This is a genomic window from Caballeronia sp. S22, from assembly GCF_964261745.1.
GTDB classification, from domain to species: Bacteria; Pseudomonadota; Gammaproteobacteria; order Burkholderiales; family Burkholderiaceae; genus Caballeronia; species Caballeronia jiangsuensis.
Genome location: NZ_OZ180035.1, coordinates 1674774 through 1693190 on the forward strand (window position 1 = coordinate 1674774; position 18417 = coordinate 1693190).

General features: G+C 66.6%; 19 protein-coding genes. 8 read left to right on the forward strand and 11 right to left on the reverse strand.

The genetic code is table 11. The features are described from left to right. Positions 1–12: 12 nt before the first annotated feature. The gene (locus ACEN42_RS07825) at positions 13–444 is read right to left on the reverse strand and encodes a diacylglycerol kinase (RefSeq protein WP_371879636.1); all 432 of its coding nucleotides are present in this window, start codon (positions 442–444) and stop codon (positions 13–15) included. Between the two features lie 165 nt (positions 445–609). Between ACEN42_RS07825 and ACEN42_RS07830 the strand changes: the two genes are divergently transcribed. Then, on the forward strand, positions 610–879 hold the full coding sequence (locus ACEN42_RS07830; RefSeq protein ID WP_187604718.1) for a hypothetical protein: 270 nt from the start codon (positions 610–612) through the stop codon (positions 877–879). Positions 880–1006: 127 nt separating this feature from the next. Next, positions 1007–2038 (forward strand): dicarboxylate transporter/tellurite-resistance protein TehA, encoded by a 1032-nt coding sequence (tehA, locus tag ACEN42_RS07835; protein ID WP_371879637.1) that lies wholly within the window; start codon positions 1007–1009, stop codon positions 2036–2038. A gap of 23 nt (positions 2039–2061) precedes the next feature. On the opposite strand, the gene ACEN42_RS07840 is transcribed toward tehA, so the two are convergent. The 7 genes from ACEN42_RS07840 to ACEN42_RS07870 form a co-directional block, all read right to left on the reverse strand. Further along, entirely contained in the window at positions 2062–2871 is an 810-nt protein-coding gene (locus ACEN42_RS07840) for a 3',5'-cyclic-nucleotide phosphodiesterase (RefSeq protein ID WP_371879638.1), read from the reverse strand. After that, positions 2868–5096, reverse strand: a complete 2229-nt coding sequence (locus ACEN42_RS07845; RefSeq protein WP_371879639.1) for a CHASE2 domain-containing protein — start codon at positions 5094–5096, stop codon at positions 2868–2870. The genes ACEN42_RS07840 and ACEN42_RS07845 overlap by 4 nt, the downstream gene beginning before the upstream one ends. Continuing rightward, positions 5093–7351 (reverse strand): SLC26A/SulP transporter family protein, encoded by a 2259-nt coding sequence (locus tag ACEN42_RS07850; RefSeq protein WP_371879640.1) that lies wholly within the window; start codon positions 7349–7351, stop codon positions 5093–5095. The genes ACEN42_RS07845 and ACEN42_RS07850 overlap by 4 nt, the downstream gene beginning before the upstream one ends. An 11-nt stretch (positions 7352–7362) precedes the next feature. Then, entirely contained in the window at positions 7363–8010 is a 648-nt protein-coding gene (locus ACEN42_RS07855) for a FecR domain-containing protein (protein ID WP_371879641.1), read from the reverse strand. Positions 8011–8018: 8 nt separating this feature from the next. Continuing rightward, positions 8019–9785: a ShlB/FhaC/HecB family hemolysin secretion/activation protein gene (locus ACEN42_RS07860; RefSeq protein WP_371879642.1), complete on the reverse strand. Its 1767-nt coding sequence runs from the start codon at positions 9783–9785 to the stop codon at positions 8019–8021. Beyond that, positions 9758–12073 (reverse strand): filamentous hemagglutinin N-terminal domain-containing protein, encoded by a 2316-nt coding sequence (locus ACEN42_RS07865; RefSeq protein ID WP_371879643.1) that lies wholly within the window; start codon positions 12071–12073, stop codon positions 9758–9760. Before ACEN42_RS07865 ends, ACEN42_RS07860 begins: the two co-directional genes overlap by 28 nt. A 190-nt stretch (positions 12074–12263) precedes the next feature. Next, complete coding sequence (locus ACEN42_RS07870; RefSeq protein WP_238217781.1) at positions 12264–13181, reverse strand: LysR family transcriptional regulator; 918 nt, start codon at positions 13179–13181, stop codon at positions 12264–12266. Between the two features lie 233 nt (positions 13182–13414). Here ACEN42_RS07870 and ACEN42_RS07875 point away from each other — a divergent pair, with 233 nt between their 5' ends. From ACEN42_RS07875 to ACEN42_RS07885, 3 genes are all read left to right on the forward strand, one after another. Beyond that, a complete protein-coding gene (locus ACEN42_RS07875; RefSeq protein ID WP_187604725.1) occupies positions 13415–13750 on the forward strand; it encodes a hypothetical protein in 336 nt (111 codons plus the stop codon). Between the two features lie 30 nt (positions 13751–13780). After that, complete coding sequence (locus ACEN42_RS07880) at positions 13781–14017, forward strand: hypothetical protein (RefSeq protein WP_222946454.1); 237 nt, start codon at positions 13781–13783, stop codon at positions 14015–14017. A gap of 70 nt (positions 14018–14087) precedes the next feature. After that, positions 14088–14621, forward strand: coding sequence for a cupin (locus ACEN42_RS07885; RefSeq protein WP_371879644.1), 534 nt, complete (start codon positions 14088–14090; stop codon positions 14619–14621). A 5-nt stretch (positions 14622–14626) separates the two neighbouring features. On the opposite strand, the gene ACEN42_RS07890 is transcribed toward ACEN42_RS07885, so the two are convergent. Next, the gene (locus tag ACEN42_RS07890; RefSeq protein ID WP_250483611.1) at positions 14627–15577 is read right to left on the reverse strand and encodes a DMT family transporter; all 951 of its coding nucleotides are present in this window, start codon (positions 15575–15577) and stop codon (positions 14627–14629) included. 355 nt (positions 15578–15932) lie between these two features. Here ACEN42_RS07890 and ACEN42_RS07895 point away from each other — a divergent pair, with 355 nt between their 5' ends. After that, complete coding sequence (locus ACEN42_RS07895) at positions 15933–16397, forward strand: YqjD family protein (RefSeq protein WP_371879645.1); 465 nt, start codon at positions 15933–15935, stop codon at positions 16395–16397. 102 nt (positions 16398–16499) lie between these two features. Next, positions 16500–16955 (forward strand): response regulator, encoded by a 456-nt coding sequence (locus tag ACEN42_RS07900; protein WP_187604729.1) that lies wholly within the window; start codon positions 16500–16502, stop codon positions 16953–16955. Positions 16956–16996: 41 nt separating this feature from the next. Here ACEN42_RS07900 and ACEN42_RS07905 read toward each other — a convergent pair whose 3' ends face one another. Together ACEN42_RS07905 and ACEN42_RS07910 are read right to left on the reverse strand one after the other, a co-directional pair. Continuing rightward, positions 16997–17272: a DUF1488 domain-containing protein gene (locus ACEN42_RS07905; RefSeq protein ID WP_029672455.1), complete on the reverse strand. Its 276-nt coding sequence runs from the start codon at positions 17270–17272 to the stop codon at positions 16997–16999. Between the two features lie 208 nt (positions 17273–17480). Further along, positions 17481–17705 (reverse strand): zinc ribbon domain-containing protein, encoded by a 225-nt coding sequence (locus ACEN42_RS07910; RefSeq protein ID WP_371879646.1) that lies wholly within the window; start codon positions 17703–17705, stop codon positions 17481–17483. A gap of 130 nt (positions 17706–17835) precedes the next feature. Between ACEN42_RS07910 and ACEN42_RS07915 the strand changes: the two genes are divergently transcribed. Further along, a complete protein-coding gene (locus ACEN42_RS07915; protein WP_371879647.1) occupies positions 17836–18381 on the forward strand; it encodes a DUF4142 domain-containing protein in 546 nt (181 codons plus the stop codon). Positions 18382–18417 lie beyond the last annotated feature (36 nt).

An 18417-nucleotide genomic window follows, 5' to 3' on the forward strand; every position in this document is an offset into this window, starting at 1 on the left:
GCCGCGCCCGCATCAAATCCATCCGCGCAGCCAGTGCCACGCGAGCGGGCCGCAGATCATGCCCCAGGTCATCGCGGCGATCACGAGCGCGATCATGACGGCCGCGCTGCCGCAATCCTTTGCCCGTCCGGAAAGTTCGTGACGTTCGAGCGATATGCGATCGATCGCCGCTTCGATGCTCGAATTGAGCAGTTCGACGAGCAACACGAGCAGTACCGATCCCGCGAGCAACACGCGCTCGGCGGCGCTCACAACGACCACCGCGGCGATCGGCAGCAGCACGATCGCGATGCATACTTCCTGGCGAAACGCGCTTTCCCCGCGCCATGTCGCGACGATGCCCGCCCATGAATGACGCAGCGCGAACACGGCGCGCATGAGGCCGCGACGCTTGACGTGCGGACCTTGCGCGGATGTGGATGAGGAACTTGTCGAGCGGTTCATGACGGCAATATTACCGCGCTGCCGACTCGAAAACGTTTGCCGATTCATACCGCACGAAGCGGCGATGAATTGGCTTGTCAGGAGATTCGACGGACCTTCATACTTCCCGCAGTCGTGAGGCGCAAGCACTCGCGTCGATAACTAGAAGAGAGCCGGGGATACATCATGAAGTCACGCTTTACCGCTGTTCATCTGCGTTCTGTCGAACTCGCTGATCCGCATCTCGCGCATCTGTACATGGAATGTGTCGATGCCGAAGCGCGTCTGTCCGGTGCGAGCAAGCTCGCGGCGGCGGCCGTATTCGAGGCCCGCGAAAAGTCGCTCGATAACCTGTGGTCACGTCTCGATGCGCTCGACCCGAGACTGTGCCGCGAGCTGAAACACGCGGTGCAGGACTGGCACGACATCGCGGTGAAGCTGCGCGGCGGCGAATGATTTGAGACGCGCGAGCAGCGCAACGAGACGCTGCGACATTCGCGCGGAAGGCCGTCGCCATTAACCTTTCTCCAACGACACAACGAGAGCGCAGCCGCGCTTTCGACGGAATTCACGGAGAAGGGCAATGGATAATGGTAATGGTAAGAACAAATATGCACCGATGCCGGTGGCGTTCTTCGGCATCGGCGTCGGTGCGCTTGCGCTCGCGGGCGCATGGCGCGCGGCGGCCCGCGTATGGACGATTCCCGAAGCGGTCCCCGTGCTGCTGACGGCGAGTGCGCTCGTCGTGTGGCTCGCGGTCCTCGTCGCCTATGGGCGCAAGTGGCTCGTCGAACGCGACGCGGCTATCGCAGAGATGCGTCATCCGGTGCAGTCTTCGTTTGCGGCGCTCGTCCCGGTATCGATGATGCTCGCCGCGCAAGCCGTGCAGGCCTATTCGCGCGAGCTTGCCATCGCGCTCTTCGTGATCGGCGTAGTGAGTTCGCTCGCGCTCGGCGTGTATCTGCAAGGGCGATTCTGGCAAGGCGGACGCAAGCCCGAATTCACCACGCCCGCAATCTACCTGCCGACGGTCGCGCCGAGCTTCGTCGCGGCAACGGCGGCGGCTGGTCTCGGCTTCACGCAACTCGGCATGTTGTTCTTCGGCGCGGGGGTGTTCTCGTGGCTCGCTATCGAATCGATCGTGCTGCATCGCGCGGCCGTGCATGAGCCGCTGCCCGAAGCGTTGCGGCCGAGCCTCGGCATTCAGCTCGCGCCGCCGGTCGTCGGAGGTGTGTCGTATCTCGCGATCACGCATGGCGTGCCGGACATGTTCGCCTACATGATGCTCGGCTATGGCCTCTATCAGGCGCTGATGCTGGCGCGTCTCATCCCGTGGATTCGTCAAAGCACCTTCACGCCTTCGTACTGGGCATTCAGCTTCGGCGCGGCGGCGTTGCCGACGATGGCGATCCGGATGCTCGAACGCGGCACCACGGGACCGATGGCGTGGATCGCGCCGGTGGCGTTCGTCCTGGCGAACGTGGTGATCGGTTTGATGGTCGCGGGAACCGTGCGAGCGATAGTGCGAGGCAAGCTGCTGCCGGCCGTGAACGTGACAGCCCCAAAGGACAACGTGCTCTCCATCGAACGCCGTGCGGCAGCGGGCTCACGCTGAAGTCATGAGCCATCGGCGGTACATCACAAGATCAACACCTCGCCCGAACGCAACGCACGCAGCGAAACGCCCGGCAACGCGGCGCGCAGTTCATCCAGAATCTGCGCGCCGTGCGGCGGTTTCAGATGTGAAATCAGCAACTCCGCCTTCAGTTCGACGCCGCGCACGTCATCCGCGATAAGCCTCGGACAATAATGATGCGCCGCATGCGCCAGCGCGATCTGCGCATCGGGAAACGCGGTCTCGACGATCACATGACGCAATCCGGGCAACGCGCAGACCGCCGCCCAGAACTCGGGATTGGTCGTCGTATCCCCGCTGAAGGCGAGGCACGCCGTCTCGCCGCACACGGCAAAACCCACTGCCGGCACCGTATGCCGCGCAGGCAATGCCATCACGGTGCGCCCATTCAACGTCACGCGCTCGCCAGTCTCCAGCGCTTCGAAGCGCACCCCCGGCGCATCCGGCGAAGGAATGCGCGTGAAGTCCGGCCAGATCAGATTGTTGAAGATATGCGCCTGCAGGATGTCGAGCGTCGCGCGGCTCGCGTGCACGGTCAGCGGCCCGCGGCGCGCTTCGCCCACGGCGTCGATCATGAGCGGCAGATACGCGATGTGATCCAGATGCGAGTGCGTGAGAAACACATGATCGATGCGCGCGAGTTCATCGTCGGTCAGCACGGCGACACCCGTGCCTGCGTCGATCAGAATGTCGTCATCGACGAGCAGTGCGGTCGTGCCGCCGGGATCGTCCGCCGCGTCCGGGCCAGTGCTGATCGCGCCGCTACAGCCGAGTACCCGAACATTCATGATGCGCCCCGCCTGATGGTTCATTTCGTATCGAATGCGCTTACGCAATCCCAGTCCTCGGGCAACGCGACGCCGCGCAGCGCATCGATGCGCTTGCGATAGATCGCATACACCTGCCGCTCAGGATACTGCGCCGCGAGCGTCGCGAGTAGGGTTTCCGCCTCATCCCACTCGCGTGCGCGATAGTGCCCGAGCGCCGCGTGCCAGCGCGCAAGCGCATCGGCGTGTTCGTGCGGCGGCCGCGGCTCGAACACCGCGATCGGCGCGACACGTCCCTTCACGCGCACGCGATCGATCTCGCGGAACACGACATCCGGCACGCGTTCACGCGTCGCCTCGCCGACGATGATGTCGATGTCGAAGCGTCGCGTGAGTCCTTCGAGCCGCGCCGCGACGTTGACCGCATCGCCCATCACCGTGTACGCCTTGCGCACGGACGAGCCCATGTCGCCGACCGTCATCGGCCCCGTATTGATGCCGATGCCGATCCACAATGTCGGCCAGCCGCGCGTCGTGAGCGTGCGATTCAGTTCGATGAGCGCCTCGCGCATGCCGAGCGCCGCGGCGACCGCATGACGCGCATGATCCGGATCGTCGACGGGCGCGCCCCAGAAGCCCATGATCGCATCGCCCATGTACTTGTCGAGCGTGCCGCGATGCGCGCGGATCACTTCGGTCATCGTGCCGAGATACTCGTTCATCAGTTGCGCGAGCGCTTCCGGCTCCAGCGTCTCGGCGATCGCGGTGAAGCCGAGCACGTCGCAGAAGAGCACGGTCAGCTCCGCGCGACGGCCCGCCATGCTGTAGTCCTCGGGATGGCGGCTCATCTCCTCGACGAGTTCCGGCGGCACGTATTGCCCGAAGAGCGCGGCGAAATAACGCTTCGCGCGCGCCTCGACGAAATAGCCGTAGGACATGTTGAGCACGTAGAGCGCGAGCACCGTGAGCAGCAGCGACGCCACCGGAATCGACCGGCCGAGCCGCGCGAACGCGACGAGATCCGCCGCGACGATCGCCGCGAACAGCATCGCGCTGAAGAGCGTCGCGCGCGCGGGGATGTGCCACGGCCACAGAAAGATCATCGCGAGACCGGCGAGCACGAGCAGCGACGCCTGCAACGCGGCCGCGAACGGCGGCTCGAAGCGGATCGTGCCGTCGAGCATGCCGCCGATCAGGTTCGCGTTCACCTCGACGCCCGGATACACCTCGCCGACGGGCGTCGTGCGCTGATCCATCAGCCCCGGCGCCGTGGTGCCGATGAGCGCGATCTTGCCCGCGAGCGCGCCTGCCGGAATGCGCTGCGCCAGCACGTCGGCGATGGAGTAGTACGGAAAGCTGCCGGTCGTGCCGCGATAGGGGACGAGCGCCGCGCCGTTCTCATCGACGGGAATGACGCGGGTGCCGCGCGGCGTCGCGAGCGCAAGGCCCGAAAGCGGCGCGGCAGGATCGGTCGGATCGTCGAAAACGGGCGTGACCGACGCGTCGCCGAACAGCGCGCGGAACACTTCGAGCGAGAGCGCGCCGTACACGCCGTCGCGAAACGCGGTGATGAGCGGCACGCGGCGCACGGAGCCATCGAAGTCGATCACCGGATTGAAATAGCCCGCGCGCCGCGCCGCGTTTTGCAGCGCGGGAAGGTTGCCGCCATAACTCGTCCAGTCGAAGAGCGTGAGCGGGTGCGTGCCGAACGCGCGCTCGCTCATCAGCGGCGCCGGAATCGCGCCGCTCGACGCATCCTGATTCGAGAAGTAATACCCGAGCACGACGGGATGGCCCGCAAGGGCATCGGCGAAGCGCTGGTCGTAGTTCAGGCGCGGCGCGAGCTGGTCGAGCGCCTGCCGGTAAGCGGCGTTATCGGCGAGCGCGCCGTGCGCGAGCTGGTCGAGCACGGCGAGGCCCGAGCTCGCGTCGGGTTCCGCGAACACCATGTCGAAGCCGAGCACGGCGATGCGCTCGCGCGAAAACAGCGTATCGACGAGCGTCGCCATGCGCGCGCGATCCCACGGCCAGCGGCCGAGCTCCGCGAGACTTTTCTCGTCGATGTCGAGGATCGCGATGCGCGCGTCGGTCGTGCGCGGCATGAAGAGGCGCACTTTGGCGTCGTAGATCATCGCGGACAGGGAGTCGATGAAGCGGATGTCGTAGCGCGCGAGCGCGTGCCCCGCGAGCGCGGCGACGACGGCGAGCCCCAGCGCCCAGCGCGCGCCCGAGCGTCTCAGCACGAACGCGATCGGCTCGCGCGCGCTCATTGCGCGGCCCGGATCTGCTCGTTCGCGGCGACGAGCCGCGCGGCCAGCACGCGCGCGACGAACTTGTGCATGCGCGCGGCGAGCGCGGGATCGTCGCTTTCCAGCCGCTTAAGCGTTGAGAGCGCGAGGCGCAGCACGACGGTCGGCTCATCGGCGACGACATCCGCGCTGCGCCGCGCGCCGGTGTACACGGCCATCTCGCCGACGATCGTGCCCGCGCCGAAGCTGCGCAGCCGCAACGTGCGCCCTTCGCCGACGGAGAGCGCCACCGTCACGCGTCCGGTTTCGACAAAGTAGATCGAATCGCCCGGATCGGCCTGCCGGAACACGTACTCGCCGGGCGCGAGCGCGAGCGTGTCGAGATGCGGGCGCAGCGCGTCGAGCGTGTCGGGCAAGGTCGATGCGAACCCGCCCGCGCGCGTCGCCTGCGACGGCTTCAGCGCGCGCAGCATCTGCGTTTCGATCCATTCGAGACCGTTGTCGAGGTCGGCGAATTCATGCGGGCCGCTCGCGCCTTTCGTATCGGTGATGCCTTTGGCGAACCACGCCTTCAACGCCGGCGAAAGGCCGGTCAGCACGAGTTGCGCGTTGGCGCGCGCGCACGCCTGGCGCAGCCGGACGAAGCTCGCCGTGCTCGACGCATCGACGCCATGCACGCGGGCGAAATCGACGAGCACGAAGCGCACGCCGGGGCGCGCATCGGGGGCATCGGCGCTCGCTTCGAGGCGCGCGCGGATATGCGTGAGTATCGAATACGCGGTGCCGAAGAACAGAAAGCCCTGCAACGCGACGCCGTAGAGCGCGCGGGCCTCGCCATCGAGCGCGCGGCTTTCATCGACGGTGCGCTCGACGTTCGAGCGCCGCCCGCGTCCGTCGAACTCCAGGCGAAAGCAGTTCACGCGGCCATAGCGCACGACGAACAGCAGACACGCGGCGATCACGCCGAGTAGCACGCCCGCGACGATCCCGTACGCCTCGATGATCACCATGATCGCGGGAATCAGCAGATAGTCGTGCCACGGCAGGCGCCGAAACGAGTTGATGAGCCATTCGTTGAGCATCGCCGCGCCGATGAAAATCTGCAGCCCGACGAGCACGGGCTTCGGCAACAGCGCCATCAGACTCGGAAAGCGCGCGACCACGACAAGGCAGAACAACGCCGCGAGCACGCCGGCGCGCCGGCCTCGGACGCCGAGACGCCAGTTGGTGACCGTGCGCGTCATCGACTGCGCGCCGACGAGTCCGCCCGCGAGCCCGGTCAGCACGTTCGCGATGCCCGCCACACGCATCTCGCGATTGAAGTCGACATCGCGCGAGGCCGTCACGCCGATGCTCGTCGTGTTGAGCAGCACCGTCATCGAGGAGACCGCGGCGACGGCGAGAATCTCGGGCGCGCGCGAGACGAGCGTCGGCAGCCAGGCGTCGTGCAGCAGCGCGAACGGCAGGCGCATGCCGGTGATCGACTCGTAATGAAACAGCAGGCCCATGCGGCGCGCGTCTTCCAGCGTCTTGCCGGAGCCGTGCAGCCCGCCGTAGAAGATGGCGATGCCGAGCGCGATCATCGACGGCAACACGATCACGTAGCGCGACAGCGGCGTGATGCGCGTGAGCACCAGCAGCCCGACGCCCACGACGAGCGCGGGCACGCTCGCGAGCCACGGCAGCGCCATGACGAGCCGCGGCGTCGCGGCGCCGACGGGCGTGTCGGTGAGTACGCGCAGCGCGCCTTCGAGCAGCAGGAGGCCGGTGCCCGCGAGAAAGCCGCCGATCACCGGAAACGGGATGTACTGGATCGCGTTGCCGCGTTTCCAGTGCGCGAGCGCGAAGAGCAGCGTGCCCGTCGTCAGCGACGACACCGCGATCAGCAGCAGCACGGTGGCGAGCACGGCGTCATCGTCGCCGCCCGCGGCATGCACGGACAGCGCGACGGACGAGGCCATGCCCGCGAGCAGCGCGGTCGCGTTCGAATCGGGGCCCGCGATCATGAAGGGCACCGAGCTCGTCAGCGCGACCACGAACGCGACGATCACGCAGCTCAAGAGCGCGGTCGGCATGCCGGCGGAAAGCCACGGCGTGAGGCCGGCCGAGAAGATCGTCGCGCCGTAACCGGCGGCGTAGGCGAGCGCGAGCAGCGCGGTCAGCACGCCCGCGAGGGCATCGACGCCGAACGCCGCGATGGCCGCGTGAACGCTCGATGCGCCCGCGCCCGGCGATGCGCGCATGAGTTTCGCGTCGCGGCTCGTGTTCTCGCTCATCGCCGGTCCCGCTAGCGGCACGCCGCCGACGGCACCACCGGCGTGACGCGCGACGCCCGGAGCACGCCGAACGGCGAGCGCGCATTGATGACGATCGTGCCTTCGCCCGCGCGCACGATCTGCCTGTCGACCTGATTGATCACGACGATCTGCCCGTCGTAGACGACGATCTGATCGCCCTTGCAATCCGCATTGGCGCCGGGTTCGAGATTCGCGCAATCGGTGACGGAATATTCGGTGCCGCGTATGCCGATGGTCGAAGTCGGCGTCTTCACGCGATAGTTCTCCGGCTTGCCTTCCTTCGCGACGAGTCCATCGACGGCGCGCAATCCGCCTTTCACGAGCGACAGGAAACTGCGGTCTTCCTGCGGCGCGTTCGCCGCGTAGCGAAAATCGTCGACGCGGAAGACCGAGCCGGGTTTCAGATACACGCGCTGCTTGTCGGTGAAGATCATCACGATCTCGGATGAGACGCCGGTCTGCACGGTGTCGCCGTTTTCGATGTTGCCGCCCATCGCCGCGACGCGCTGCGCGCCGTTCGCAGCTTGAATCGCGACATTGCCGACGAGCGCGGTGATCGTCGCGACCGGCTCGGCCGACGCCACGCGCGCGGTCATCGCCAGAAGGAGAAAGAGGAGGAAGTGTCGGACGCGCATCATGGTCGGTCTCAAAAGGACTTCGTGAGCGCGACCCAGAAGCGGTTCGCGTGGCCCGTGCCGAGCGTCGGCGGGACGTAGCCGAGGGTGTGCGCGTACGACATCGACAGCAGAAACTCGTGCGGCGCGGTGAAGGTCGCACCGACGCCGAGTCCCGAAAGCCTCACGTGATTGCTGCCGGGCACGACCGGATGCGCGACGATCCTGCCATCGGCGGTATCGATGAAACCCGCCAGCGTGACGAGCACCGGCACGAGCGATTGCCTTATCGTCTGCCGCACTTCGAAGGTCGCGATATACGCTTCGTCGACGGGCGCATCGCCGGTCGCATAGGCGCGCACCGCATAGGGCCCGCCGAGCGAAATCTGTTCGGACGAGTCGAGATTGCGCGAAGTCGTCTGGCCGTTGAGCGAGAAATAGAGCTGCGTGCCGTTGGCCTGATTGCCGATCACCTGCGTGTGCGTCGCGGCGAAGACGAACTTCGTGAACGAGCCGGCGATCTGCGACGCGACCTGCGCCGGCTGCGGCGACTTGAAGCGCAGGTTGCCTTGCTGGATGCCCGTGTCGAAGGTCGTGATGCTCTTTTCGAGCGTGAGATTGCCCGATACGCCGAGCCGTCCGACGTCGCTGTTCTTGTCGCTGACGGAATCGAATGCGCCCAGATGATCCGACAGCAGCTTGTGGTCGAAGCCGAGCGTCGTGTACACGTTGGCCGCTGGCGAGCGCAGCAGCGGATAGCTTACGAACGTCGAGAAGACGTTTGCGCTGCCGTAGGCGTCGAGATCGTCGAACTGGCCGCCGACGGAATACGTCGAGCGTGTGTAGCCGATGCCCCACGCGAGCCCGCTGCCGCCGACCGGCACCGTATAGCCGATGTTGCCGTAGAACTGCCCGGTGATCGAGCCGAGCAGCCGCGCGCCGAGCTGATCGCCGATGCCGAGCGGATTGTTCCATTGCAGCGCGCCGATGAGACGCGCGGTGCCGGTCGTCGCCTGGCCGTAGTTGTCGGCCTGCACGCTGCCCAAGAGGGGCCGCGCCTTCGGCACCTGCAGCGTCATGTTCGACGTGCCGGGCAGAAGCCCCGGCGAGATCGTCGCGTTCGCGCCTGTCGTGCCGGCCGCGTCCTGCGCGAGCAGCGTGGCGCGGGTCAGCGCGTGCTCGTCGATCACGTCGCCCGGTTTGAGGCCGCCGAAGAAGCGCGCGATGACCGCATCGCGCGTGCGCGACTGGTTATCGATGTCGATGCGCCCGTAATGCCCCTCGCTCACCGCGATGCGCACGATGCCGTTGTCGATCTGCTGCGGCGGCACGTAGGCCCGCGCCACCAGATAGCCGTGCCGGCGATAGAACGCGCTCACGCGATCGGCGGCGCTTTCGAGATCGTCGAGCGAACGGTCCGGGCCGATGAGCGGACGCACGGCGTCGAGCAACGCCTCGGCGGGGAAGAGCGTGTTGCCGGTGAATTCGAAGCCCTTCACCTCGAAGCGGATGCCGCCGGGCGCGCCGGATACGGGCGGCGGCCCGGGCGTGGGCGTCACGTTCAGACGCAGGTCGGAGGGCGGTAACGGCGCGGGCGATTGCTGCTGCTGTTCGCGCAGGATGCTGCCCGCATTCGGCAGCGCCTGGGCGTGCGCATCGCGGATGTCGCGCGCGCTCGCCGCGACGAGCGTCGCGAAAAGCACGGCGAGCCGGCGGGAAGCGCCGCTGCGGCGTCGTTCGCGGGGCCCGAAGCGTTGCACGCGCCCGGGCTTCACATGCGGCATACGTGACCGGGCCATGCGTCGTCCGGCAGGCGGCTGCCGTCGCTCGTCGAATCGGTGCGCTGCTGCACGAGCGGCGCCGACTCCGGCTGAAGTCCGGGCGTCGCATTGTAAAGCGGCGCGGGATTGGCGGCGTCGGTGCGCACCGAATCGAGAATGCCGGGCACCGTCGCCGCCGTCGTGACGACGGTCCCGGGCGTTTCTGGCGTTACCGGCGTTACCGGCGTTACCGGCTGCACGGGTGGCGAGGGCGGTGTCACCGGCTGAGCGGGCGCGCCCGCGATCCTCAACGTGCCGCCTTGCGTCGTGATCTTGTAACCCGTGGGGCCGCCCGTCGCGGTGATGGTGATCGCGTAGGTGCCGATCGTCGCTCCGGGCGCCGCGCCCGTGCTCGTCACGGTGAAGACGAAAGGCTCGTGGATCGACGGACTGTCGGCGAATGCGCCGCCGTAGTTCGCGCCGTTGTAGCGCAGCGCGATCGTGACGTCGTTCGGTCCGAGCGTGCGCGGCGTATCGAACGGCACGTCGAGGTTGATCGCCCTCAGCGTGACCTGTTGCAGCGCATTGAACGCGAAGCGGTTGCCCGATGCCGATGCGGCGCGCGCATCGGCGGCACCTGTGTATGCGTCGCCCCAGAGCGCGAGATTGGCGCTTTGCAGGCCGCCGAATGCGTCCGAATCGGGCGCGTCCGAGTACACGAGCCAGCGTCCGTTGGGCGTCGCAAGCGCCTGCGCGCCCGCGCGGTTCACGAAGGTCGCGGCCGCGAGCGTGATGGCCGTGCCGCTCGCGCGGCTCGCGACCGGTGCGGCGAGCGTGAGCGACGGCGCGGTGAGCGTCACTGCGCCGCTCGCCGAGATGCCCGTCAAACCCGCGACGTTGCCGATGGTGAGCGGCGCGCTATCGGCGAGGGCGATCGAACCGGCATTGGCGGCGAACGTGCCGATGCGATTCCCGGCGTTCGTCAGTTGATAGACGCCCGCACCGCCTTGCAGCGCGACATTGGCGGCTTCGATCGGCGCCCGCTGCGTGGCGGTGCCGCCCGTCGTCATCGAGAGCGTGCCGAGCGGCGCGCTGATGGACGCATCGAGCCGGATGCCGCTTTGCGCCGCGAGCGAAAGCATGTTCGACCCGCGCCACGCGACCGGGCCGTCGATCAGCACGAAGCCGAACGGCGCGAAGCCGGGCGGCGACGCGGCGCTGATCGACACATTCGTCGATTCGAGCACGCGCGAAAGCGTCGCGCTCTGGATCGTGCCGAAGCGCCGTCCGATGTCATCGTCCGCGCCGACGAGCGCCGCGAAATCGCTCGCGATACGCCACGTCCCGGTCTGCCCCGAGGCCGCCGCCGTCGTGACCTGCGCGTCGGGCGCGACACGCACCTGCGTGCCCGCCGTCTCGATGATGCCGCCGTTGCCGCCATTGGGCGCCGAGGCATCGAGCGTGCCGCCGACCTGCACGACGCCCGTGTCCGCGACGAGCCGGATCACGCCGTTCTGGTTCACGGCGCTGCGCGCGCGGATGATGCCCGTGTTGTTCACGACGTTGTTGAAAAGCGCGTCCTCGGCGCTCGCGGCGAGCCACGCCTGACCGCCATCGGCCTGAATCAGCCCGTGATTGGCCGCGAGCGCATTGAGCGCGCCGCGCTCCACCGACAAGCCGATCATGCTGTGGTCGCCGAGCGTGACGGCGATGCGTTCGCCCGCCGCGAGCGCCGCGAAGCCGCCGGGCGAATCGATCGTGCCCGCGTTGATCGCGCGCGTGCCGATCAACGCGACGTAGCCGCCGGGCGCGCTCTCGATCGTGCCGAGATTGACGACCGCGCCGCCGCCGCGATGGTGATGATGGCGCTCGCCGCCGGCGAACGTGTAATGGCCGCTCATGAAGTCGTTGGTCGACAGATCGAGCGACGAAGCGAGCAATCCTCCGACGTTCACCTGTGCGCCCGGCCCGAAGATCACGCCGTTCGGATTGACGATGAACACCTGCCCGTTTGCGTCGAGCCTGCCGAACAGCGCCGAAGGACGCGGCCCGACGACGCGGTTGAGCGCGATCGCATTCGCGCCCGGCTGATTGAACGTGACCGATTCGCCGGGGCGCGTGCTGAACGAGTTCCAGTCGATCGCGAGGCGGCCGCTGTTCTGCTGAATCGTTGTGTTCGGACCCGCGCTCGTCACGGAGCCGGAACCCCCGACGACACGCGCGCCGGTCGGCTCCGCGTGCGCATACGCGAAGGCCGCGCTCAGAAGCGTGGCGGAGCAAAAACGCAGCGCGGGGGACGCGGTGCTTGCGCGCAGAGCCTTGATCATGTCGGCAGACTCCTTTCTGTTGCGCTGCATCGTCGCGACGAAATGCAGGCGCACCATCAAGCAGTTTAGTGTTCCGAATCATGCATGCAACTACGCGTTTAGAGAATGTACGCGGGCGTTGGTTATGTGCGTTCGATTACGCACGTGATCACTTCATTTGTCTTAGGAATGCGATGTATTTATATGACGTTCAGACCGGCTCGTTCGCGAGCGTGCCTTCGACGAATTCCCGCAGAAACGCGACCCAGGTACGGATCTTCGCATCGAGATACTGACGGGACGCATACATCGCGTAGATCGTCATGCTCTGTAGTTCCCAGTCGGGCAACACGCGCACGAGCGCGCCGTTTTGCAGCCACGGGAGCGCCGCGAGCATCGGCAACGGAGCGATGCCGAGACCGTTCGACAAGGCGACGGCGAGCGCATCGGCGGAATTGACGCGCAGGCGGCCGGGTTCCAGCTCCACTTCGTGCTTGCCGCGCGGGCCTTCGAAGACCCATCGGTCGACCGGGAAGAAGGTCGTCACGAGTTGCAGGCACGCGTGATTCGTCAGGTCTTCGATGCGCTGCGGCGCGCCCGCGCGCTTCAGATAGCCGGGCGATGCGCAGAGCACGCTCGGCATCGAGCAGATTTTCGTGGAGACGAGCGCGGAGTCGGGCAACGTGGACGTGGTGACTTGCAGAAAGACATCGAAGCCTTCGTCGAGCATGTCGGGCACATGTTGCGAGAGCGTCAGCTCGACGCGCACCTGCGGATGTTCCTCCAGATAACGCGTGAGCGCGGGCACGACGTAGTGCTGGCCGAAGGTGATCGGCGCGTGCATGCGCAGCACGCCGCTCGGCGACACTTGCGCGTCACCCGCTTCGGCCTCGGAGAGATCGACGAGTTCGAGCACTTCCTTGCAGCGGGTGAGATAGCGGTTGCCGGCGTCGGTGAGCGCCACGCGCCGCGTCGTGCGATTCAGAAGACGCGTGCGCAGATGCGTTTCGAGTTCGGTGACCGCGCGCGATGCCTGCGCGGTCGTAATGTCCATTTGCTGCGCCGCGACAGTGAAGCTCGCCGCTTCCGCCACGCGCGCAAAGATTCTCATGCTCCGCAGTAAGTCCATCGGCCCGGCATCCGTTTGACGAAGCCGGAACTATCCCACGACGGCGCAAGGGCGCGCAACCGGCGCGGACGATGGGTGCCGGCTCGATATAAGCACATCCGTTTCAGGATTCACATCTGTTACAGCGCTTGTAACTCAGTGGGCAAGCGGCGCGGCTACGATGGATTCATGGCTGCATGCGAGTTCAGGAGCGCATCGCAGTCTCGGTGATGGCCTTATCTGAAGAGGACGAAATGAACATCAAGGGCTTGGTCGGGATCGGAATTGCGTTGTCGGCGGGCCTCGCTTGCGAAGCCGCGATGGCGGGCGTGAGCGTCGGCGTCAATCTCGGCGTGCCGGTGGCGCCGGTTTATGCCGCGCCCGTTTATGTCGCGCCTGCGCCCGTCTATGAGGCTCCGCCGCCTCCGCCGCCTCCGCCGGTCGTGTATCAGCCGGCGCCGGTCGTCGTCGCGCCCGCGCCCGCCATCGTCGTCGGCTGGCATGGCGACCGGTACTGGGACGGTTACCGCTACTGGGGACGCCGCGACTGGTACGCGCATCACGGCGGCTACGGCTATCGCCACTGGTAAGCGGAGAACGAAAGGGAGCGGGGCATCATCATGAAAACTTCATCTCGAACTCGAATCAGGGCGCTGATCGTGCCCGTTGCGCTGGTGCTGGCGGCCGGTCTCGGCGGCTGCGTGTATGCGCCGCCTTATGGCTACGCGCCCGCGCCTGCATACGGCTACGCACCTGCCTATGGGTACGCGTATGGGCCGGGGTATTACGCGGCGCCGTCGGTGTCGCTCGGTATCGGCTTTTCCGGCGGAGGCGGCGGGCACTGGCACGGACGTTGAGGCCAGCCTGAATCGAAGTGGAACGGCCGTTGCTGCGCTTTTCGCTGACTCTTCAGGAGATAAGCGCAACATGGCTGAGCAAACCGTAATGCTTCAGGCGCAGGGCGCGCGCTGCGAGCACTTCATGCTGCCGTCGAATGGCTGGGTGCCGAACAATTCACGCCTGCCGGTGCTCGTGTGGCGCGGCGCGATCGATCCCAAAGTCTCCGACTGCGCCGCGCGTTTCGAAGCGCTGTTCGTGCAAAACGGCTGGCCGCCGCAATGGCGCGACGGCGTCTTCGACTATCACCATTTCCATTCGACCGCGCATGAGGCGCTCGGTATCGCTTCCGGCGATGCCGAGCTGATTCTCGGCGGCCCGCACGGCCGTGTGATCGCGGTCAGCGCCGGCGACGCCCTCATTCTGCCCGCCGGCACCGGCCATTGCCTGCTGACGGCGGGCCGCCGGTTTCAAGTGATCGGCGCGTATCCGCCCGGTCAGCAATGGGACATCCGCCGCGACGCGATCAGCGAGGCAGACCGCATCGCGATGGAAGCGCTTCCGTTCCCGACAAGCGATCCGGTCGCCGGAGAAGACGGCCCGCTCGCGCGTCACTGGCGCTGAACCGCTCAGGCTTTGCTTTCCTTCGCGCACTGCGTCCGGCGCGCGCTGAACAACGGCACGCGCTTGACTACGCCCGTCGCGAGCGCGGTGCCGACGAGCACGATCGCGCACGCCACCGCCATCCCCACCGACACACGTTCCGCGAGAAACAGCGCACCCCACAGAATCCCGAAGATCGGAATCAGAAAGGTCACCGTGATCGCGCGGGCAGGGCCGACCACCGCGATGAGATGGAAGAACATCATGTAGGCCACGCCGGTGCACGCGACGCCCAGTCCGAGCACCGCGCCCCATGCGTGCGGCGATACTACGCCCGAGGGCCAGAAGAAGAGCGCGAACGGCAGGAGCACGAGCGTCGCGGCGCTCATCGTGCCGGCGGCGACCGTCAGCGAATCGACGCCCATCAGATGTTTCTTCGTATAGCTCGCGGCGACGCCGTAACTGGCGGACGCGGCGAGCGCGGCCAGCGCGGCGAGTGCAGTGGTCATCGGCGAGACGGGAACAGCGCTCGCATCGTGCATGAACATCTGGTTCCAGACGAGCGCGAGCACGCCGGCGAACCCGATCGCGAGTCCGGCAACGCGCATGCCGGTCAACCGGTCGCTGAGCCACAGGTACGCGACGAGCGCGCCCCAGAGCGGCGTCGTCGCGTTGATGACGGACGTGACGCCCGCCGACAACGTCAGCTCCGCATACGCGAAAAGACAGAACGGCGCGGCGGAGTTGAGCACGCCCACGACGATGAGCGGCCACGCACGCTCGCGCATCGTCGAGAACGCCTGTCGCGCCTTGCCGCGCAATGCGAGCATCAGCAGCAGAAACAGCGCGCCGATGCCCACGCGCAACGCCATCAGCGGCGCGACGCCGAGATCGGTCACGCCGACGCGGATGAACAGGAACGAGCCGCCCCACAACGCGGCGAGGATGAACAGTTGAGCGAGATTGACGGGATTCATGGCGGGCTTCGCATAAGGAGTAGGAGGGCGAAGCCATCGTATCGGCGTGCGGCAGGCCGACGTTTCGGCCCGGCGTGAAACGAAAGATGCAGCGTTATCGGCGCGGCTCGTGCTCGCCGCTTCGTTCGGGACGCTCGCCCGGCTTCGCTCTACGCCAAGGATCGTAAGCGCGTGCGCACGCGCGGACAAACGAGCAATTCTCACCGCTATGTGAGAAAAATTGTCATGAGCGGCGGGGCGTGCCGGGCCGCCGGCGCGCGGGTTGCCGGCGCGTGGATTCGGTGCGACTCTTGCATCATTGGAAGATGGATGAAGGTTTTGCAGCGCGATGGACGCGGTCAACTGGAGAAAAGCCATGGACAATGCAAACGGCAGCGCATCCACGATTCAATCGATGCAAACGGACGATCCGCCGCTCGCGCGCCGCACGGTGACGAGCGCGATGGAAGCGGCGCTCGCGCCGGGCATGGCGCACGGGCAGGCCGCGAGCGTGACGCCGCTCACGCCTGGCGCGGCGCACAGGCCGGCGATGTATGCGCCGTATCACGTGCACGGCAGCGTGCTCGAAGGCGGCGACAGTCCGTCGGTGCTCGCGCAACCGGCCGCCACCACTTCCGCGGGGCAGGGCAGCCAATACCATCCGTCGCGGCCAGCGCCGCGGCGCGCGCGCGACATGCTGACGGGAGCGCAGGATGTCGTCGCGACGCGATATCGGCAGGCGAGGGAAGGCACCGATGACTACGTGCACGACAACCCCTGGAAGTCGATCGCGCTGGCGGCGGTCGGCGGCCTGATCGTCGGACTGCTGGCCGCGCGCTGAAGAACCGGCGGCCGACGTAACGGCGTGTAAGCAGGCGGCAGGCGGGCCTCAACCTTGCTGTATCAAAGGTACCGACACGGCTCCTTGCCGTGCCGGGCCGACATGGAAGAACGATCGTACGATCTTTGCAACGAGCGGTGCGAAATATTCAATCCGCTGACCATGGCGCTCGCGGGTCCACGACGCGTGTTGATCGTGCATTCGGAATCGAACGTCGGCGATTCTTTCGCGCTTCTGCTCGCGATGCGGGGCTTCGAGGCCGTGCAGATCGGCGATGCGCTCGGCGTCCTGCAGTTTCTGCGTAAATGGCGGCCGCAAGTGCTGTTCGTCGATACGCTCATCGGCGAACTTCACGATCATGCGCTCGCGCGCACGCTGCGCGATACGCTGATGCTGGATCGGCTGGAAGGCGAAGTGGAGATGTTCATCGCGCTCGCCGCCGATGCAGGACGCGACCCGCGCGACACGCTCCACGCAGCCGGCTATGACGGCTTTTGCAGAACGCCGTGTCCGGTGTGGTGGATGTTCGATGTATTGAAATGCTTCTATGCACAGTGACGCAGGCGGCCAGCCGATGAGCCGCCGCCCGCCGCGCTGTCTCAGACCGCCCGGGAAGCCTTGAAATCGCTGGTTTCCAGCTCGACCGACTGGCCGTGGTTGCGCTCCAGCGTGCGCCGGGCCGCATCTTCTATTTGCACGCGTCCTCCTTCGAACGCGGAGAGGAGATCGTGCGACGACGTCCCGCTGTTGCCGAAGTGATCGTTGAGCGCATCGAGGGAGACGCTGCACCACACTTCGCGGCCATCCACCCTGGCCTCGAAAGCGACACGCGCTGCCGCCACGACATGACGCCGCCCGCTGAACTCTATCGTCATCCTTATCACCTCCTGTTATCCGATCGGAACACGTTAAGCGCGATCATCGCGGGAAGCGAAACTGCGCGGCCCGCGATGGCGATGCCCTCGACTGCGCGCGGCCTTGCGCGCCGCGCACCGTCGTCTTGCATGATACGCCCGCGATGCGCGAGACGTTCGAGACGGTGACTTTGCAATGGCCGTGCCCGGGCGCGTGCCGTAAAAGAGGCTAGCGGCAGCAGAGGCAGCCGCCCCGATGAGTCATGCCGTAGCTGCCGGCTTCGGCCGCGCCGTCGCCGGATGAGCTCGCGCTGCCCACGCTCGGTGCGCCGATCGTCACGCGCGCGGCCGTCGCGCCGCATTGCGGACACGCCGCGGGTTCGTCACGTTCGGCGATGCGGCGGACGGCTTCGAATGCGCCGCAATCCGCGCAATCGTAATCGTAGACAGGCATGACGTTTCCACTCGAAGAAAAATCGCTGATGCGCTCAGTTTAGCAAGGGTTTCGGTCCGCGCCGCGATGCGCCGTGGCACCGCCATTGCTGCAATGGAAGCGGGATCAATCGCTCAGGAGGTCAATTCTCATGAATCGCAATGCAAAGCTGCGCACGGCGCTCGCCGCGGCGCTCATCGCGACGCTGCCGCTCGGCGCGCTCGCACAAACCGAGGCGGCCAGCTCGACCATGGCCAACGATCTGCCGCCCGTCGACAAGGCTTTCGTGCAGGCGGCATCGTCGGCGGGATCGACGGAAATCGACGCCGCCAAGCTCGCCACGAAACAATCGCAGGACAAGGACGTGAAAAGCTTCGCGCATCACATGATGGTCGATCACACCAAACTCGCGATGCAATTGAAGATGGCCGCGCCGCACGGCGTCACGGTGCCGATGAGCAACTCGGACACGTCGGCGCTCGATTCGCTCAAGGCGCTGCACGGCAAGGACTTCGATGCCGCGTACATCCAGAAGCTGGGCGTGCAGGGGCATGAAGAGGCTGTGCAGGTATTCCAGAAAGAAGCGACGGAAGGCCAGAACGCCAAGCTCAAGCAGGCTGCGCAAAAGGCGCTGCCGACGATTCAGCAGCACCTGAAGATGGCGCAGGAACTCGCCGCGAAAAAGGGCGTGCAGTAAGACGACGACGTGCCGCGCGTGTCATGCGCGCGGCGT

Coding starts and splice junctions, on each gene's coding strand:
- ACEN42_RS07825 (WP_371879636.1), bottom strand. CDS start 444: ATGAACCGCTCGACAAGTTCCTCATCCACATCCGCGCAAGGTCCGCAC.
- ACEN42_RS07830 (WP_187604718.1), top strand. CDS start 610: ATGAAGTCACGCTTTACCGCTGTTCATCTGCGTTCTGTCGAACTCGCT.
- tehA (WP_371879637.1), top strand. CDS start 1,007: ATGGATAATGGTAATGGTAAGAACAAATATGCACCGATGCCGGTGGCG.
- ACEN42_RS07840 (WP_371879638.1), bottom strand. CDS start 2,871: ATGAACCATCAGGCGGGGCGCATCATGAATGTTCGGGTACTCGGCTGT.
- ACEN42_RS07845 (WP_371879639.1), bottom strand. CDS start 5,096: ATGAGCGCGCGCGAGCCGATCGCGTTCGTGCTGAGACGCTCGGGCGCG.
- ACEN42_RS07850 (WP_371879640.1), bottom strand. CDS start 7,351: ATGAGCGAGAACACGAGCCGCGACGCGAAACTCATGCGCGCATCGCCG.
- ACEN42_RS07855 (WP_371879641.1), bottom strand. CDS start 8,010: ATGATGCGCGTCCGACACTTCCTCCTCTTTCTCCTTCTGGCGATGACC.
- ACEN42_RS07860 (WP_371879642.1), bottom strand. CDS start 9,785: ATGGCCCGGTCACGTATGCCGCATGTGAAGCCCGGGCGCGTGCAACGC.
- ACEN42_RS07865 (WP_371879643.1), bottom strand. CDS start 12,073: ATGATCAAGGCTCTGCGCGCAAGCACCGCGTCCCCCGCGCTGCGTTTT.
- ACEN42_RS07870 (WP_238217781.1), bottom strand. CDS start 13,181: ATGGACTTACTGCGGAGCATGAGAATCTTTGCGCGCGTGGCGGAAGCG.
- ACEN42_RS07875 (WP_187604725.1), top strand. CDS start 13,415: ATGAACATCAAGGGCTTGGTCGGGATCGGAATTGCGTTGTCGGCGGGC.
- ACEN42_RS07880 (WP_222946454.1), top strand. CDS start 13,781: ATGAAAACTTCATCTCGAACTCGAATCAGGGCGCTGATCGTGCCCGTT.
- ACEN42_RS07885 (WP_371879644.1), top strand. CDS start 14,088: ATGGCTGAGCAAACCGTAATGCTTCAGGCGCAGGGCGCGCGCTGCGAG.
- ACEN42_RS07890 (WP_250483611.1), bottom strand. CDS start 15,577: ATGAATCCCGTCAATCTCGCTCAACTGTTCATCCTCGCCGCGTTGTGG.
- ACEN42_RS07895 (WP_371879645.1), top strand. CDS start 15,933: ATGGACAATGCAAACGGCAGCGCATCCACGATTCAATCGATGCAAACG.
- ACEN42_RS07900 (WP_187604729.1), top strand. CDS start 16,500: ATGGAAGAACGATCGTACGATCTTTGCAACGAGCGGTGCGAAATATTC.
- ACEN42_RS07905 (WP_029672455.1), bottom strand. CDS start 17,272: ATGACGATAGAGTTCAGCGGGCGGCGTCATGTCGTGGCGGCAGCGCGT.
- ACEN42_RS07910 (WP_371879646.1), bottom strand. CDS start 17,705: ATGCCTGTCTACGATTACGATTGCGCGGATTGCGGCGCATTCGAAGCC.
- ACEN42_RS07915 (WP_371879647.1), top strand. CDS start 17,836: ATGAATCGCAATGCAAAGCTGCGCACGGCGCTCGCCGCGGCGCTCATC.